Source organism: Pseudarthrobacter sp. PS3-L1 (assembly GCF_030063285.1).
In the GTDB taxonomy this organism is placed as follows: Bacteria; Actinomycetota; Actinomycetes; order Actinomycetales; family Micrococcaceae; genus Arthrobacter.
Genome location: NZ_JASISU010000001.1, coordinates 529,915 through 547,072 on the forward strand (window position 1 = coordinate 529,915; position 17,158 = coordinate 547,072).

Annotated in this window: 14 protein-coding genes and 1 pseudogene; 10 read left to right on the forward strand and 5 right to left on the reverse strand. The window is 62.3% G+C overall.

Features of this window, described 5'->3' with window-relative positions:
- The first annotated feature begins 20 nt into the window (after positions 1-20).
- From QMG79_RS02500 to QMG79_RS02515, 4 genes are read left to right on the forward strand one after another with little or no spacing between them, the layout of a single operon-like run.
- The gene (locus tag QMG79_RS02500) at positions 21-1,532 is read left to right on the forward strand and encodes a CoA-acylating methylmalonate-semialdehyde dehydrogenase (RefSeq protein ID WP_283536986.1); all 1,512 of its coding nucleotides are present in this window, start codon (positions 21-23) and stop codon (positions 1,530-1,532) included.
- Positions 1,533-1,581: 49 nt separating this feature from the next.
- Positions 1,582-2,493, forward strand: coding sequence for a sugar phosphate isomerase/epimerase family protein (locus tag QMG79_RS02505; RefSeq protein WP_283536987.1), 912 nt, complete (start codon positions 1,582-1,584; stop codon positions 2,491-2,493).
- Positions 2,494-2,516: 23 nt separating this feature from the next.
- Positions 2,517-3,530: a Gfo/Idh/MocA family protein gene (locus QMG79_RS02510; RefSeq protein WP_283536988.1), complete on the forward strand. Its 1,014-nt coding sequence runs from the start codon at positions 2,517-2,519 to the stop codon at positions 3,528-3,530.
- A 47-nt stretch (positions 3,531-3,577) separates the two neighbouring features.
- Entirely contained in the window at positions 3,578-4,987 is a 1,410-nt protein-coding gene (locus QMG79_RS02515; protein ID WP_283536989.1) for a sugar porter family MFS transporter, read from the forward strand.
- 15 nt (positions 4,988-5,002) lie between these two features.
- Here the strand turns inward: QMG79_RS02515 and QMG79_RS02520 are convergent.
- The 3 genes and pseudogenes from QMG79_RS02520 to QMG79_RS02530 form a co-directional block, all read right to left on the reverse strand.
- Positions 5,003-5,077 (reverse strand): annotated as a pseudogene (locus QMG79_RS02520) (MarR family transcriptional regulator); the annotation flags it as partial.
- Positions 5,078-5,244: 167 nt separating this feature from the next.
- On the reverse strand, positions 5,245-6,138 hold the full coding sequence (gene iolB / locus QMG79_RS02525; RefSeq protein WP_283536990.1) for a 5-deoxy-glucuronate isomerase: 894 nt from the start codon (positions 6,136-6,138) through the stop codon (positions 5,245-5,247).
- A gap of 14 nt (positions 6,139-6,152) precedes the next feature.
- Positions 6,153-6,893: a GntR family transcriptional regulator gene (locus tag QMG79_RS02530; RefSeq protein WP_283536991.1), complete on the reverse strand. Its 741-nt coding sequence runs from the start codon at positions 6,891-6,893 to the stop codon at positions 6,153-6,155.
- 169 nt (positions 6,894-7,062) lie between these two features.
- On the opposite strand from QMG79_RS02530, the gene QMG79_RS02535 reads away from it, so the two are divergent.
- Positions 7,063-7,527, forward strand: coding sequence for an SRPBCC family protein (locus QMG79_RS02535; protein WP_283536992.1), 465 nt, complete (start codon positions 7,063-7,065; stop codon positions 7,525-7,527).
- A gap of 27 nt (positions 7,528-7,554) precedes the next feature.
- On the opposite strand, the gene QMG79_RS02540 is transcribed toward QMG79_RS02535, so the two are convergent.
- Positions 7,555-8,685, reverse strand: a complete 1,131-nt coding sequence (locus QMG79_RS02540; RefSeq protein ID WP_283536993.1) for a VIT1/CCC1 transporter family protein — start codon at positions 8,683-8,685, stop codon at positions 7,555-7,557.
- A gap of 183 nt (positions 8,686-8,868) precedes the next feature.
- Positions 8,869-10,392: a sodium:solute symporter family protein gene (locus tag QMG79_RS02545; RefSeq protein WP_283536994.1), complete on the reverse strand. Its 1,524-nt coding sequence runs from the start codon at positions 10,390-10,392 to the stop codon at positions 8,869-8,871.
- A 204-nt stretch (positions 10,393-10,596) separates the two neighbouring features.
- Here QMG79_RS02545 and QMG79_RS02550 point away from each other — a divergent pair, with 204 nt between their 5' ends.
- The 5 genes from QMG79_RS02550 to QMG79_RS02570 all read left to right on the forward strand — a co-directional run bounded on the left by QMG79_RS02550 (position 10,597) and on the right by QMG79_RS02570 (position 17,023).
- The gene (locus QMG79_RS02550; RefSeq protein WP_283536995.1) at positions 10,597-11,172 is read left to right on the forward strand and encodes a helix-turn-helix domain-containing protein; all 576 of its coding nucleotides are present in this window, start codon (positions 10,597-10,599) and stop codon (positions 11,170-11,172) included.
- A gap of 140 nt (positions 11,173-11,312) precedes the next feature.
- Entirely contained in the window at positions 11,313-12,350 is a 1,038-nt protein-coding gene (gene speB, locus QMG79_RS02555; protein WP_283536996.1) for an agmatinase, read from the forward strand.
- Positions 12,347-14,194, forward strand: coding sequence for a thiamine pyrophosphate-binding protein (locus QMG79_RS02560; protein ID WP_283536997.1), 1,848 nt, complete (start codon positions 12,347-12,349; stop codon positions 14,192-14,194). Before speB ends, QMG79_RS02560 begins: the two co-directional genes overlap by 4 nt.
- A gap of 222 nt (positions 14,195-14,416) precedes the next feature.
- Positions 14,417-14,896: a MarR family winged helix-turn-helix transcriptional regulator gene (locus tag QMG79_RS02565; protein WP_283536998.1), complete on the forward strand. Its 480-nt coding sequence runs from the start codon at positions 14,417-14,419 to the stop codon at positions 14,894-14,896.
- A gap of 9 nt (positions 14,897-14,905) precedes the next feature.
- Positions 14,906-17,023, forward strand: a complete 2,118-nt coding sequence (locus tag QMG79_RS02570) for an MDR family MFS transporter (protein ID WP_283536999.1) — start codon at positions 14,906-14,908, stop codon at positions 17,021-17,023.
- The last annotated feature ends 135 nt before the right edge of the window (positions 17,024-17,158 follow it).

Consider the following 17,158-nt stretch of genomic DNA (forward strand, 5'->3'; position numbering starts at 1 on the left):
CACACCTCAAGGAAGAGCCCATGACTGTCACCCTTGCCACAACCACCATCAAGCACTTCATCAACGGCGCTGAGTCTGCCGGTGAAGGACCACGCAGACAGCCTGTCTACAACCCGGCTACGGGGGCTGTCTGCGCAGAATTGCACCTAGCCAACGGCGCAGACCTCGACTCCACAGTTGCAGCAGCCCGCGCGGCTGCTGATTCCTGGGGCGACACGTCCCTCGCCAAGCGAACCACCGTGTTGTTTGCCTTCCGTGAACTGGTTGCGGCCCATGTGGACGACCTCGCTGCACTGATCACGGCAGAACACGGCAAAGTACTCTCCGACGCAAGAGGGGAAATTGGCCGCGGGCTGGAGGTCATCGAATTTGCCTGCGGTATTCCCACGCTCCTCAAAGGCGATTATTCAGACCAGGCGTCCACCGGAATTGACGTGTTCTCCTTCCGTGAGCCACTGGGCGTCGTCGCAGGAATTACCCCCTTCAATTTTCCGGTGATGGTGCCGCTGTGGATGGCACCCATGGCCATCGCCACCGGAAATGCCTTCATCCTCAAGCCCTCCGAGCGTGACCCCTCCGCTGCCATGCTGCTGGCCAGGCTGTGGAAAGACGCTGGGCTGCCGGACGGTGTCTTTCAGGTGCTGCATGGGGACAGGGAAACAGTGGAGGGCCTCCTGACGCACCCGGATGTGGACGGCATCTCCTTCGTTGGGTCCACGCCGATTGCGCAGTACGTCCACGAAACCGCGACCAGGCACGGAAAACGCGTGCAGGCGCTTGGTGGTGCAAAAAACCATGCACTGGTGATGCCTGACGCCGATCTTGACAACGCCGCCGATCACCTTTCGGCGGCTGCTTTCGGCTCAGCAGGAGAGCGGTGCATGGCCATCTCGGTAGCCGTTGCAGTGGGGGAGGCCGCTGACCTGCTCGTGGCAAAAGTCGAGGAGCGGGCGCTTGCCGTGAAAGTCACCATTGGCACCGAGCCCGACGCCGACATGGGCCCTGTCATTACGGCCGACTCCCGGGACCGGATTGTGCGGATTGTCACGGAATCGGCGGACGCTGGAGCCGTGATGGTGGTGGATGGGCGTGACCTGGTGGTTCCCGGACATGAAGACGGCTTCTGGGTTGGCCCCACAGTCCTTGACCATGTAACAACCGCGATGACTGCTTACAGCGAGGAAGTTTTCGGGCCCGTTCTTGTTGTGGTCCGCGTCCCGGACCTGGCGGCAGGAATAGCGCTGATCAACGCCAATCCCTATGGAAACGGAACTGCGATCTTCACGTCCTCGGGTGCCCACGCGCGGACGTTCCAGCGCGCTGTAAGCGTAGGCATGATCGGCATCAATGTTCCGCTGCCGGTTCCGGTGGCCTACCACTCGTTTGGCGGATGGAAAGCTTCGCTGTTCGGTGACAGACACATCTACGGTCCCGAGGGCGTCTCCTTCTACACCCGAGGAAAAGTTGTCACCTCTCGCTGGCCAGAACCCGCGGCAGAATCCGGCGCATCCTACAATTTCCCCTCCACATGAGTCCGTGCGCCCCCTTACGTAGCAACTTCGGCAGTGACAAGGATAAAAAATGACTGAGAACACACTGATTATCGGCACGGCCCCGGACTCCTGGGGTGTCTGGTTTGCCGATGACCCGCAGCAGACGCCGTGGGAACGCTTCCTGGACGAGGTGGCCGAATCCGGGTACAGGTGGATTGAGCTGGGGCCCTATGCGTACCTGCCCACGGACCCCACCAGGCTGGCTGAGGAGTTGATGCAGCGCAACCTCAGGGTCAGCGCCGGTACTGTCTTCACGGCTTTCCACCGAGGGCTGGACCAGTGGGAGACGGCATGGGAACCGGCCCGTAGGGTTGCCGAACTGACTGCTGCGATGGGCGGCGAACATATGGTTGTCATCCCTGCCATGTGGCGCGACGACGTGACAGGTGAGGCAGTGGAACAAGGAGAGCTGACGGAAAAAGCCTGGAGCGACCTGTTCGCAGGCCATAACAGGCTTGGCACAACCCTCCTGGAAGATTTTGGCCTCAAGCAGCAGTTCCATCCGCATGCTGACTCCCATGTCGGAGCCCAGGAGGACATCGAGCATCTCCTGGCCGAAACAGATCCGCAGTACCTGAACCTGTGCTTGGACACCGGCCACGCCGAATACTGCGGCGCCTCCAGCCTGGATTTGATCAGGAAATATCCGGAACGGATCGGGTACCTCCACCTGAAGCAGGTCAATCCCGAGATCCTCCAACGGGTCAACGCCGAGAACCTGACGTGGGCGGCCGCAAACCGTGCTGGCGTCATGACCGAGCCACCGGGCGGGCTGCCTGACCTGCGCGAGGTGATCGAGGCGGTTGAGGCTCTGGGCCGCCCCATTTTCGGGATCGTGGAACAGGATATGTACCCCGTGGACTTTGACGTGCCCATGCCGATCGCCAAACGCACCCGCAACTACCTGCTCTCCTGCGGTTCCCGAACAGCCGTACGCTGACCCCAACTTCCGAAGGACATCCAATGACTGAAATTCTGCGCGTTGCCGTCATCGGCGCCGGACGCATGGGCGCGGACCATATCCAGCGCCTGCACACCCGCATTCACGGCGCCGAAGTGGCCGCCGTCGTCGATGTTGATTTTGCCCGGGCGCAAGCTGCCGTCGCTGGTATCCCCGGCGCCGTAGCCCTCTCTGATGCCGAAGACGCACTCACCAACGGCGACGTTAATGCCGTATTGATTGCGACCCCTGGGTTCCTGCACGAAGAAATCTTGCACTCAGCGCTCGCCAAAGGCCTGCCTATCCTGTGCGAGAAGCCAATGACCCCTGACGCTGCCTCTGCCTGGCGGATTGTTGAAGCTGAGTCGGCCCTGGGCAAACTCTGCATCCAGGTCGGTTTCATGCGACGTTTCGACGCCGAGTACGCGGCCCTGGGCGCCGTCATCCGCAGCGGTGAATTGGGTGAGCTCCTGATGCTGCACCACCAGCACCGCAACCCGGATACCCCGCCCGGTTTCACGAACGACATGCTCATCAACGATTCAGTGGTCCACGAATTTGATGCGATCCGGTTCTTCACCGGGGAGGAAATCACCAGCGTTCAGGTCCGGATGGGCAAGGCGAGCCGGCACTCCGCCAACGGCCAGCACGATCCGCAGCACGTCCTGATTGAAACCGAATCCGGAATCTTGGCGGACGTGGAAATCTTTGTTAATGCCCAGTTTGGGTACGAGGTGGCCGCCCAAGCCACCTTCGAAGAGGGAATTGTCAGCATTGGTGCTGACACAGGCCTCCACACCCGCACCGCTGGACGCTGGGGTGGCACCGTCACCCCGGGGTTCGTGGAACGTTTTGCGCAGGCATACGACATCGAGGTCCAGGCCTGGGTGGATGCGACCCGCAGGGGCGAGCTCGGTGGCCCGTCGGCCTGGGATGGCTACGCCACGGCAGCATGCTGCGAAGCGGGCGTAGAGGCGCAGAAGAACGGCCAGAAGGTTGCCGTTCAGCTGGCAAAGAGGCCAGCTCTGTACTGCTAGGGTCACGACAGCCGTGCGCAGGGTGCCCGACGCACTAAAATGACACGGTGAACATCGTCAGTGAACCGGCCCAGGCCGGGCAGAAGAAGCCCAAGAACCATCAGAGGGCCCTGCGGACCGCTACAGTAATCTCCACGTTTGGTGGCCTTCTCTTCGGCTATGACACGGGCGTCATCAACGGTGCCTTGCCCTATATGCAGGAGGACCTAGGGCTGACACCGCTGACGGAAGGACTGGTGACGTCCTCCCTGCTCCTCGGTGCGGCATGTGGCGCGCTGTTGTGCGGCCAGCTTGCGGACCGCCGGGGTAGGCGGTGGATGATCATGGTGCTGGGTTTTGTCTTTCTGGTGGGAACGCTGGCTTCTACTTTTGCGCCCAGCACCGAGGTCATGGTGGCCGCACGGTTTTTCCTCGGCCTTGCCGTTGGTGGTGCATCTGTGACAGTACCCGTCTACCTTGCGGAGGTCTCGCCCAGTGCCCGGCGCGGCAGGATCGTCACGCAGAATGAACTGATGATCGTCACGGGCCAGCTGCTGGCCTTTATCTTCAACGCCTATCTCGGGAACACATTCGGTGAAGCTGGTGGCATCTGGCGCTGGATGCTGGTGATTGCGACCCTTCCGGCCCTGGTCCTGTGGGTGGGAATGTACTTCATGCCTGAAAGCCCCCGCTGGTTGGCGTCGAGAGGACGTTTTGGCGAGGCTTTGAGCGTCCTGCAGCGGGTCCGTTCGCAGGAGGAAGCCCGGGCGGAATTTGATGACGTCAAGGCCCTGGCGGTGGAGGACAATACGTCCAGGGTGGGCTCCTGGAAAGACCTGCGGGCACCGTGGCTTCGGCGGATCTTCCTGGTGGGCCTGGGTCTGGCGGTCATCCAGCAGATCACCGGCGTGAATTCCATCATGTACTACGGCACCCAGATTCTCTCCGAATCTGGTTTCGGCCGTGAGGCGGCACTGACAGCCAACATCGCCAACGGCGTGATCTCCGTCCTGGCCACCTTTGTGGGGATCTGGCTGTTGGGTAAGGTGGGCCGACGCCGGATGCTCATCACCGGGCAGATTGGCACCACGACGGCGCTGCTGCTGATAGGGCTGTTTTCGCTGTTGCTTCCCGAAGGTGCGACCCGTGGGTTTGTGATCCTGGCGCTGACTGTCACGTTCCTGGCTTTCCAGCAGGGTGCCATCTCACCTGTGACGTGGTTGATGCTCTCGGAGATTTTTCCCCTGAAAATGCGGGGCCTCGGCATGGGTGCCTCAGCCTTTGTGCTCTGGATGGTCAATTTCCTGATTGGCTTCGGCTTCCCGCAGCTGCTGGCCGCACTGGGCATCTCCAGTACGTTTTTTGTCTTCGCGATCCTCGGGGTCGGTGCCATTGCCTTCGCCGCGAAATACATCCCAGAGACAAAGGACAGGTCGCTGGAGGACCTGGAGCACTATTTCAGGACTGTGGCCAAGTAGTCAGGCCCGTGCGTGGAGCCGGGTCGTGGGGCTGGGACTCAGCGCAGCAGCCCGCGCAAGCTGCTGCATGCGCATGTTCCAGCCGTCCTGGCTCTATGAGTCCATGCAGCGGTACACCTCACCCATCTGGGCGGGAGCTGGACTCACCATCCTGGGACTTGGGGTGATGCTCTGGCCGGCGGCGGCGGCAGGGCGTTCCACGACGGACCAGATCATTGGCCGCGGTCCTGTTGCGGACCAGGGCGTGCCGGCTGTGCTCAGGTGCCAAACGGCAGGCGGGGGTCCAGTTCCTGGGTTGCCCAACCCTGGCGGACCCACCCGTGATGCGGATCATCGCTAATGAGCCACTCACGGACCGGGCCCGGGCCAGCCATGACGTTCAGGTAGTAGAGGTCGTAGCCGGGTGCCGCCATGGCGGGACCGTGCCAGCCGTAGGGGACCAGCACCACATCACCCGTGCGGACTTCGGCAGAGACATCGATTGGCCGGTCATCGGAGGCGTAGACGCGCTGATACCCCAGAGCATCGGCGTCGGGCGGTGCTGCGGCCCCTGCAGCCACCTGTGTTTCAAAGTAGTAAATCTCCTCCAGCGAAGTTTCGCCGTCTTTTTCCTCGTCATGCTTATGTGGCGGGTAGGAGGACCAGTTGCCGGCCGGGGTTAGGACCTCGCACACAATAAACCTGTCGGCTTCCAATGCGGCGGGTGTGCCGAAGTTGTGCACCTCACGGGAGCAGTTGCCAGCCCCGCGCAGTTCCACTGGCGTCTGGGCTGCCGTGACCAGCCGGGTAGGGTAGCTGGCACGTGCGGGAGCACTTGCAATGGCAACCCTGCCGCCGTCGTCGGACCGAACAGTGCAGGCCCGGTCCGTTCCTGAATACAGCACGTCGCTGGGCCCGCTGAAGACCGACGCGCGGCCGCCAAGTTGGTAGTCAACATGGTCAACGGTGACTGTGAAAGAGCCTTTGAGCGGCACCACGATGCGTTCCTCCCCGGCAGCCGGAAGTACGACGGCGGAGCCTGCGGCCAGCGTCGCGACCTTCAGCCCCGTGTGGGCCCACCCTTCAACAGAAAGGGCGGAATCGAAGGTCCCGATGGAAACATCCCACGGGCCGTCAGTGGCAGAACCCAGAGGGTAAACCCAGGTGGTCATGGAACTCCTTGCTGTCAGCGCTGGACGAGGGTCATTTCGAAACTGTAGGAATCGGCGCGGTACACATGGTGCCCTGTTTCGACGCGCCTGCCTGTGTCATCCACCGCTGTTCGCTCCATGGTCACCAGCGCCGATGCGGGCAGGGTCTCCAGCAGGCCGGCCTGGTAATCGGTGGCGATCATGGCACCGATCCGCTGGTTTGCGAGCCGGAAGTTCACGCCTCCGCTGCGCAGGATCGCGTACAGGCCTTCTGCTGCGAGCAGGTCCTGGTCCATCGGGACAATGTCATCCCGGACCCAGTTTTCCATCAGGGCCAGGGGCTTGCCGGCAACCTTGCGGAGCCTGGTGAAGTGGTACACGGTGGATCCGGCGGGAAGCGCGAGGGTAGCCAGGGTGCGCTCGTCCGCTTCGATGTGCGAGAAGCCCAGGACATCAGTGGTGGGTTTTTTGCCGTTGTTGGTGAGGTCGTCGTACAGGCTGGAAAGCTCAAGGGGCCGGCGAACCTGGCTGGAAACGACCTGGGTTCCGACCCCTCGCTTGCGGACCAACAACCCGGAGCGGACCAGTTCATCCATTGCCTTGCGCATGGTCGGGCGTGACAGGCTCAGCTGGGCAGCCAGGTCAATTTCATTGTCCAGGCGGCTGCCTGGCTCAAGGATGCCACTGTTGATCGCAGCCTCGATGCCCTGCACCACCTGGTGATAGAGGGGCACGGGGGAGGAGCGGTCAATGCTGACACCGAGGTTGTTCGCCACAGTGGGTCCCCATTCTTTGCCATGGTCCGCCTACCGCGCGGCTGACGGCGGCTGAGTCGCTGGATGTTCCGTTACCCAGTATGTTCCCTTGCTCACTATGTTCTCTTGATAGGACATACTAGGTGGCACGATCGTAGCAGGTAGCTCTCGGGGTCACTAGGCTGGGGTCATGACAAACCCATACCTGATCTCACGCGAGCGGTTCATCGCCGCAGCACCTGCCGATATTTTCGAGGTCCTCGCCACACCTGCACTGCATAGCGTGATCGATGGCTCGGGAACGGTGAAGGGCGTGCAGGCCCGCGGTCCGGAGCGACTGAGCCTTGGGGCCCGGTTCGGTATGGAGATGTCCATGAAGCTGGACTACAAGGTCCTCAATACAGTGTGTGAGTTTGAAGAGCAGCGCCGAATCGGATGGCGGCACTTCAACGGCCACGTATGGCGGTATCTACTCGAACCTGCCACGGGACCGGATGGAAGCCCGGGAACGCGTGTCACTGAGCAGTTTGATGCACGCAAGGTGCGGACCCGGCTTCTGCTGCGGCTTGCGGGTTTCCTCAAGCGGCATCCGCTCAGCATCGAAAAAACACTCGAACGGCTGGACCATCACCTGACAGGCCCCCTGGCAGCCTGATCCCTGAAGGATCTACCCGGGGATGTGTCAGCCTACGGTGGTGCCAAAAGCCAGGCCCAGGACGTAGGTGACGGCAGCCGCGCCGAGTCCGATCGCAAGCTGGCGCAGTGCCCTGGTGATGGGTGAGGTCCCCGAAAGGAGCCCCACGACGGCGCCCGTGACCAGCAGGGCCAGGCCTACGAGCCCGCCTGCCACTGCAAGCGCCGGAATTCCGACCATGCCGAACAGGAACGGGATGATGGGGATGATGGCGCCGGACGCGAAAAAGCAGAAGCTTGATAGTGCCGCGCCCCACGCGCTTCCAATTGCTTCGTGCTCGTCCCGATCCTTCGCCGAATCTTCCTGCAGGGACAGGCTGGGATCGCAGTCACAGCTCAGGGCGCCCAGGCGTTCCTGAACCCGATGCGCAGCAGCGTCGGCAGACATGCCCCGCGCTAGATACACCAGCAGGAGTTCGTTGTGTTCCAGGTCAAGATTGGGAGCAGCCAGCAGTGTGGCCTGGGTGGGTCGGCTGGCATTCAGCAGTTCGCGCTGGGACCTGACGGAGATGAATTCCCCAGCTCCCATGGACAAGGCCCCGGCCAGTAGCCCGGCAATTCCGCTGAAGAGCACCACACTGCTGGCAACGCCTGTCGCCGCCATGCCCATCACCAGCGAGAGGTTGCTGACAAGCCCGTCATTGGCTCCAAAAACTGCAGCCCGGAAGGTTCCAGCGAGCCTGTTCCGGCCGCGGGTCGCCAGCCCCCGGATCACTTCCTCGTGGATCTGTTCGTCCGCAGCCATGGCGTCGGTGGCGTTGGGATCCTTGCCGTAGGGTGAACGGCCTTCTGCGCTCTGGGCAAGGGCCAAGACAAAAACAGAGCCGAAGTGCCGGGCCAGGAAACCCAGCATCCGGCTCTGGAAAGATGCCTTGCGAGGCTTCCCGACGTGCGGCCCCAGCAGCGTGATCCAGTGTGCCTCGTGACGCCCTTCCGCCTCGGCCAGGGCCAGGAGGATGTCCCGCTCTTCGCCACCGCGGTTTTTGGCCAAGTGGCGATAAACGGCCGCCTCTGCCCTTTCGTCGGCAAGGTACTGACGCCACCTGCGGAGATCGGCAGCCGTCGGCTCAATGTGGGGGTGGACGCCGTCGACTGGCTGGGACGATTGATTGTGTGGCACTGCTACTCCTGAACTGAATGGGACGTTTTCGCCCCATTGCAGCCATCAGAGTAGCGGTTTTCGTCCCGGTTTTTCGGCCGGGAAACCGCAATGCAGTTCTTCGGTGGACCTCAATTTCTGGTCCGGTCCAAGGCTACTGGCAGCAACGGCCCGCCAGCTACGAGCCATCACCAGCCCCGTGGATCAGGAGTTGTTGCTGCGCTCTGGCTGCGGCTCTTCCGCGTGGTGGGTCCCGGCGACTCGGAGGTTCCAGGCTGCCATGACGGAACTGTCCGTTCGCGGGGTCAGGAGGGACACCACCAGGTACACGAGTGCCGAAGCAACCAGGCCATAGTAGATCGGCTCGTTGGCATAGATTCCGTCAAGCGGGACCTCGGCGTTGATCTCCAGGATGGCCATGGTGCCCAGTGTCACAAGGGTTCCTGCAGCCATCGACGCTGCCGCACCGATTCCTGTGCCGCGTTTCCAGACCAGACCACCGAGGATGGCTACCAGGAGCCCGCCCACCAGAATGTCGTACGCAATGGTCAGCGCGGCAACAACATCCCTGGTGCTGATCGAGATTCCGATGGCAACCAGGCCCAGGCCCAGCACCCAGAGCCGGTTGGCCCGGACGTCGTGCTCAGGGTTCTCGGAGTCATCTGTACTGATTTTTTTGCCGAACCAGCTCGCAACAAACGGCAGGACGTCCGCACGGGCCACCGTTGCGGCAGCGATCAGGGCGCCGGAAGCAGTGGACATCATGGCGGCCACAGCCGCAGCCAGAACCAGTCCCCCTATTCCTACTGGAAGGAGGTTCTGGGCTACCTGGGCGTAGACGTCGTCGCGCTCGGCGATTTCCATGCTGTCCAGGGCGACACTTGCCGCCATGCCAATGACGGCTCCGGCCACGCCGTAGAGGATGCAGTAGACCCCTGCTGTTGCGCCGCCCCAACGGGCAATAGTCGGATTCCTTGCGGTGAAGACGCGTTGCCAGATGTCCTGGCCAATCAGCAGGCCCAGGGTGTAAACAACAAAGTAGGTGATGATGGTTTGCAGGCCAATTCCGCCAATGTCGAAGAAACTCTCATCAACCCGGGCACGGATGCCGTCCCAGCCGCCCGCGGCGTTCAGTGTAAAGGGCAGCATGAGGAAGAAAATTCCAACAGTCTTGATGACAAACTGCACCTGGTCGGCAAGGGTGATGGACCACATGCCACCGATCGTTGAGTAGATCAGGACAATTGCACCGCCGATGGCAATGGCGAGCCAACGCTCCCAGCCGAACAGGACAACGAAGATGGTGGCGTAGGCGCCGGTTGACGTGGCGCAGAGCATCAGTGTGTAGGCCAGCATGACGATGCCTGATGCCTGCGTGGCATGGCTCCCGTAGCGCAGTGTCAGCATCTGCGAGACGGTATAGATCTTGAGTTTCTGGATGGTCCCGGCAAAGAGGAGACTCAGCAGGAGGACGCCGGTGCCAATGGCGACCACCAGCCACATACCGGAGATGCCATACCTGTAGCCCAGGCCCACGCCGCCCACCGTCGAGGCTCCGCCGAGGACGACAGCTGCCATGGTGCCGGTGTAGAAGAAAGGACCAAGGCGGCGGCCGGCCACAAGGAAGTCGCTGTTGTTTTTGGTGCGGGACTTACCCCACCAGCCGAATGCCAGCATGGCGAGCAGATACACCACCACGATGGCGATGTTGATGGCGTTGGAATCCATGATGGTCCTCTTAATTGCCCGGGAGCCAGGCGGTGGGGGAGATGGACGGTATTGCTCTATAGGCAACACTTGTTGCCAAGAAGCGTAATCTGTGACGGGAATAACAGTCAATGCGGTGCCTTGTGTGTGGACGGCGCTTTTTGGCTTGCCTACTACGATGGCTGCAGGTACTGGGCTGGACGCTCAACCACGAAAGGTTCTCATATGAAAGCACTGCCCGTTGAACCCAGCAACGCTCCTGTGGCCATCGGGTCGCGGATCCGGGCCGCGCGCCAGTCGCAGCGGCTCACCATCGAACAGGTGGCGGCCGCCACTGGACTCACCAAAGGGTTCCTGAGTCGGGTAGAGCGCGATCTGACATCGCCCTCGGTCGCCTCGTTGGTAACCCTCTGCCAGGTCCTGTCCGTCTCCGTGGGTGATCTTTTTGCCGCGCCACAAACCCACCTGACGAGAAGGGACGAGGGGCCCAGGATTTCCCTGGGCGGCCACGGCATTGTTGAGCGACTGCTGACGGCGCGGTCGGAGCGTCGGGTGCAGCTGATCCAGGCCGTTATAGAACCGCACGGACGCGGAGAGTCCGAGCTCTATGCCGTGGACTGCGATGTTGATGTCCTGCATGTCATTAGCGGATCGCTCCGACTGGTGATGAGCCAGGAGGAATACTCGCTCCTAGCCGGCGATACCGTGACGTTCCCAGGGCGAGAGCCGCACAGTTGGGTCAATGACACGGACCTTCCGGTGGAAGCACTCTGGATTCTTGTTCAGCCAACCAGCCGTTGATGCGGCTTCTGACGTCCCTCCCGGTAGCCCCTCCAGGTCAAAACTGACCAGACCTTTTGTAAACTCCTGATGCCCATGAGGAAACAAGCTGTATGATGGCTATCACACCTGTACCTCATGACATCAAAGGAGACGCTCCCATGGAAGAGCTGCGCATCGAAGCGAACGGCAACCTTGGCCCCATCGATTCCGCCAGGATTCCGCGTTACGCGGGCGCCGCAACCTTCGCACGGTTGCCTCGACTGGACCAGGTGAAGGCTGCCGACGTTACGGTGGTCGGCGTTCCTTTTGACTCTGGCGTCTCATATCGTCCCGGTGCCCGGTTCGGCGCAAACCACGTCCGGGAAGCCAGCCGGCTCCTGCGCCCGTACAACCCAGCCTGGGACCTGAGCCCGTTTGAGAATATCCAGGTGGCGGACGCGGGCGATATGGCTGTTAATCCGTTCAACATCAATGAAGCAATAGAAACAATCCAGCAGAACGCCCTCGACCTCACTGTGGGCGGTAGCAGCCTGTTGACCCTTGGCGGCGACCACACCATCGCACTGCCCCTGCTCCGGGCCGCAGCGGAACGCGCCGGTGGGCCCATTGCGATGCTGCATTTTGACGCGCACCTCGACACCTGGGATACCTACTTCGGCGCCGAATATACGCACGGCACACCCTTTCGCCGCGCTGTGGAGGAAGGCATCCTCGATACCGAGGCAATCAGCCACATCGGCACCCGCGGTCCCCTGTATGGGAAGAAGGACCTCGACGACGACCACCGGTTTGGGTTTGGCATTGTGACCTCGGCCGATGTCTACTACCAGGGCGTGCTGGAGACTGTCGCCAAGGTCCGCGACCGCATTGGCAACCGGCCCCTGTACATCTCAGTGGATATCGACGTCCTCGATCCTGCGCACGCTCCAGGCACGGGAACCCCTGAGGCTGGTGGAATCACCAGCCGCGAGCTACTGGAAATCATTAGGGGTTTCCGTGGCATGAACCTGGTGGGGGCCGACGTTGTCGAGGTTGCCCCCGCCTACGACCACGCAGAAATCACCGGAGTAGCAGCCAGCCATGTGGCCTATGAACTTGTTACCCTGATGGCCGACAGCGCTACGGAGGGCACCCGGGTAGGTGCGCCTACCGGGTACGCCGCCCAGGCGCTCGGTTCCGTGGAATCCCAGGGATGAGTACGGATTCCTCGGCGGACACCGGAACGCCAGGTCTGACGGAAACCGACGGTGCCCTCCCGTGGATCGAATCGCGGAACGTCTCTCCTGGTCCCCGCAATGGTGGGGATCTGGTGGTGGAAACGCTCGAGGCGCTTGGCGCCACCACCGTGTTTGGCATTCCTGGCCAGCATGCACTGGGGCTTTTCGACGCAATGGGCCGGGGCAATCTTCGTTTCGTTTCCTCGCGGGTTGAGAACAATTCGGCCTTTGCTGCCGACGGATTTTCGCGGGCCACCGGGCAGGTGGGTGTTCTGTTCCTGTCCACCGGTCCTGGCGCACTGACATCCCTGGCGGGACTGCAGGAAGCGTATGCAACAGGCGTCCCCATGGTGGTGATCGCCAGCCAGATCCCGTTGGAGGGGCTCGGCGCGCGCCGCAAGGGGATGCTTCATCAGCTTGATGACCAGAAGGCGTCCGCAGCTAACGTCACCAAGAGCCAGCGCCTCATCCAGCATGCCTCCGGGATTCCATCAGGCATCCAGGATGCCTGGACAGAGGCCATCTCCTCGCCCCAGGGTCCGGTCTGGCTGGAGATTCCGCAGAACGTCCTGCTGGATCCCATCATGGTTCCTCCAGTGGAGGACGCCCTGGCCGAGGCGGCCGATAACCCGCCCCGGGTCGAGCTGATCCGCGAGGCTGTTGCGTGGCTGGCAACGGCGGAGCGTCCTGCCATCATTGCCGGCGGCGGAACGCGCAGGGGCCGGGCCGAAGCTGAGCTGCTGAATCTCGCAGAACGGCTGCAGGCTCCTGTGATCTGCACTCCCGGGGGCAATGGTGCTTTCCCCTGGGAGCATCCGCTCTCGTTACAGTCCTGGATCGAGGACAGGTACATGACAGAGGTCCTCGAAGATGCTGACGTCTTGATCGTGATCGGCTCCTCCCTGGGCGAAGTTACGTCCAATTACTTCACGTTTGCACCGCGTGGGCGCATTATCCAGATCGACGCCGAGCCCAGGGTCCTGGAGTCCAACCGCCCTGGTCTGGGAATCCGCGCTGACGCAGGGCAGGCCCTCCGGGCGCTGAATGCGGCACTGGATGACGTCCAGGACGTGGCACTGAATGCCGGACCCCGTGCCGTGACCGGGGCAGCCGAACCTGCACGCCACTCCGCCCGTATGCCATCGTGGCACGGCACCAGCCCTCAGGAAGTAGTGAGTGATGCGCTGGCGAAGGTTGCGGCCAGGCTGCAGGGTCAGGACCTAGCCAGGGAGCTTGCCTTCATGGCTGGCATCAGGGCAGCGGTTCCGGATGACATGCAGACCTTTTGGGACATGACCATTTCCTCCTACTGGGCCTGGAGTTGCTGGGATGCCCGGCAGGGTAGCTTCCATTCGGCCCAGGGTGCCGGTGGCCTGGGTTTCGGCTTTCCGGCGGCGATCGGTGCGGCTGTGGGCCTGGCGCCGGGAGCGGGGCTGGTGTCACCTGACGAGACCGGCCATCCTGGCAGTTTCCTGGGCCGCGGCGGTCGCGTTTTGGCGGTCTCTGGCGATGGCTCGGCCATGTACTCCATTTCGGAGCTGGCCACCGCGCGCCAGCATGACGTCCCTGTCACCTGGTTGATTGTGGACGACGGCGGCTACGGCATCCTGCGTGAATACATGGTGGACGCCTTCGGCAAGGCGACAGCGACGGAACTGGCACGCCCCGACTTCGTGAAACTCGCGGAATCCTTCGGTGTCCCGGCTGTTCGCGTCGCAGCCGAGGATGTCACGGATGCGCTGGCCGAAAGCCTTGCGGCTGAGGGGCCAAACGTCGTCGTGGTTGAAACCGTGCTCAGGATGTTCGCGCCGACACACCTCTAGTTCGGCATAACTGGCAGCTACTGTTCCTCTAAACGAGGGCATGGAAGTGCTGGCTACCCAGCATGCACCACAAAGCCCGCATCCTTCGCTGGATGCGGGCTTTGTGGTGCGCGCAGAAGATGACGGGCGTCGCTGCGCACACCATGCACTTCCTTTAGTTTCCCAAAGCAACCTTTTCCCTATATAGTTGCCTTAGGCAAGCAAGTTAGGGGTAGTTTTCTCATGGCAGTTTCACCAGCCACCGCGGCAGATCTGGTCTACCAGATTTTTGACCTCCAGAGGGCAGTCCGCTGCGCAGCATCCAGCAGCCTCCGGGGCCATGAGCCAGGAGTAGCGCTGCAGGGCGTCTTGCGATTTGTGGGGGCGGGGGAGACTCGTGCCACCCGCCTTGCCGAGCGGCTGGGAGTCAGTCCACCGGTCCTGAGCAGGCACATTGCTGATCTGGAAGATCATGGCTACGTCACACGGCGGCCCGATCCAGAGGACGGCAGGGCGCAGCTGGTGGGCCTCAGTAATGCTGGCCGGCTCAAGCTGCAGGAGATCGAGGAGCAACGGACCGCGGCACTGCAGGGTTATCTGCAGGACTGGAGCCAGGACGACGCAGAACAGACAGCAGAGACCATCCGCAAGCTGGCGGAGTCGCTGACAACATCAACCCGGGCAATGGCGGCCGGATCCACCATCATCACCACACACGCTTAGGAGACTTCAATGGCAAGCCACGCAGCCGCCAGCGATCCCATATCCAAAGCCGGAGCCCCCGCAAGGGGTGCTGCTCCGGCTGCACAACCCGAAGAGCCGATGACCCACCGCCAGATCCTTGAGGCGTTGACGGGTCTGCTCGCAGCTTTGTTCACAGCAATCCTCAGCAGCACCATTGTTGCCAACGCACTGCCCACCATCATGGCGGAACTCAACGGAACCCAGACAGACTTCGCCTGGGTCATCACTGCGTCGCTGTTGGCCAGCGCTGCCACTACCCCCATCTGGGGAAAACTCGCCGATCTTTTTGACAAGAAGCTGCTGGTCCAGCTCAGCATCGTCATTTTCGTGGCTGGCTCAGTCATGGCGGGCCTGTCCCACACAATCCCTCTTCTGCTGACCGCCCGCGTGATCCAGGGCATCGCCATGGGTGGCCTCACGGCACTCGCCCAGGCCATCATCGGCTCCATGATTCCGCCGCGGGACCGAGGAAAGTACTCCGGCTACATGGGCGGCGTCATGGCCCTCGGTACTGCTGGCGGACCACTCCTTGGCGGCCTCATTGTGGACAGTCCGCTCGGCTGGCGTTGGACCTTCTTCGTTTGCGTTCCGCTTGCCATTGTGGCGCTGATCCTGCTCCAGGTCACCCTGAAAATCAAGCATGTGAGGCGTCCGGCTAAGATTGACTGGCTCGGATCTGTTCTCCTGACCTCCGGCGTCAGCCTCCTCCTGATCTGGGTTTCCTTTGCAGGCAAGGCAGACCACTACGACTGGATTTCCTGGCAGAGCGCGGTCATGGTGGGCGGCGGCATCGCCCTGCTGGCATTGCTGGTGCTGGTGGAGTCCAAGGTTGCCGAGCCCATCATCCCGCTCAAAATCATTTCCCAGCGGACCACCGCGCTGGCCATCATTGCCTCGGTTGCCGTGGGCGTGGCCATGTTCGGTTCCTCCAGCTTCCTGGGCCAGTACTACCAGCTTGCCCGTGGCGCAACACCCACGGAAGCTGGGCTGCTGACGTTGCCCATGATCGCGGGCAACCTGATCGGCTCCGTGGCCTCGGGCCAGCTGATCAGCCGCACCGGCAAATGGAAGCGTTACCTGATAGCAGGAGGCGTGCTTTTGACCGGCGGACTCGGGATGGCCGGCACCATGGACCACACCACCGAACTCTGGCACACGGGCGTTTTCACTTTCATCCTTGGCCTTGGCCTCGGCCTGCTGATGCAGAACCTGGTGCTAGCCGTACAGAACACCGTGAAGGCCAAGGACATTGGTACAGCTAGTGCCTCCGTGGCGTTCTTCCGCTCCGTAGGTGGCGCCATTGGAGTCTCGGTCCTGGGCGCAGTCCTGGGCAGCCGCGTCACGGAGCTATCCACCAAGGGATTCGCCGACGCTGGTATCACCATTCCCGCTGGCGCCGCTGGCAGCACATTGGACGTCAAGAGCATGCCGGAACCCGTGGCCGAGATCATCCGCGCTGCCTACGGCGATGCAACGGCCCAGATCTTCCTGATTGCAGCCATCGTGGCCGTCGCTGCACTGATCTCGGTCCTCTTCATCAAGGAACAGCCGCTGCGCCGGACTGTCGACGTCACCCCGGCAACCACGGGAAACCCCGCCGTCCCCGGCGTCGCCATGTCAGTGAGTGGACCATCAGGCGCCGTCGTGACCTCCAGCACGCCAATAGTCAGCCCTGGAGCTACTCCTTCGGGACCACAGGCTCCGGCGTCATCGCCGTCGTCGGACTTCGCTGGCAGCCGCCGGTCGCTGGCGGTCCGTGACGACCTGGACAGGGAATTCGACGAGATTCTCGGCCGGCAGCGTTCAGGTGAGGCGGGCAGGGAGTCCTTCCATCAGACCGATTCCGTGCAGCAGGCTGGGGTCGACCGGTCGGCGGATCAGCTCCTGCACGTCCAGCAGCTCTTGGCGGAACAGCAGCTGCAGCTGTCCCGCGCATTTACCGAAGTCCAGGACCAGGCACTGGAACAGCGGAGGCTGGCCAGCGAGCAGGCCGAAACGGCAGAGGTGCTGCGCACTCTTAGCGAGGCACTCGACCATGAACGGGAACGCCAGGAAGCTGCTGCGCACTACTTGGCAACCGGTGGACGGCACAGCGCAAGCAGCTGAGGTCATCCATAACCCTGAAGGGCCGCGACACCAGGAGGTGTCGCGGCCCTTTCGGTTTCCGTCGGTCAGCCCAGGGGATGATCTTTTGCACGGCGTATTCCCCGCATACCCTGGAGTTCGTAGAGTATAAGTGCG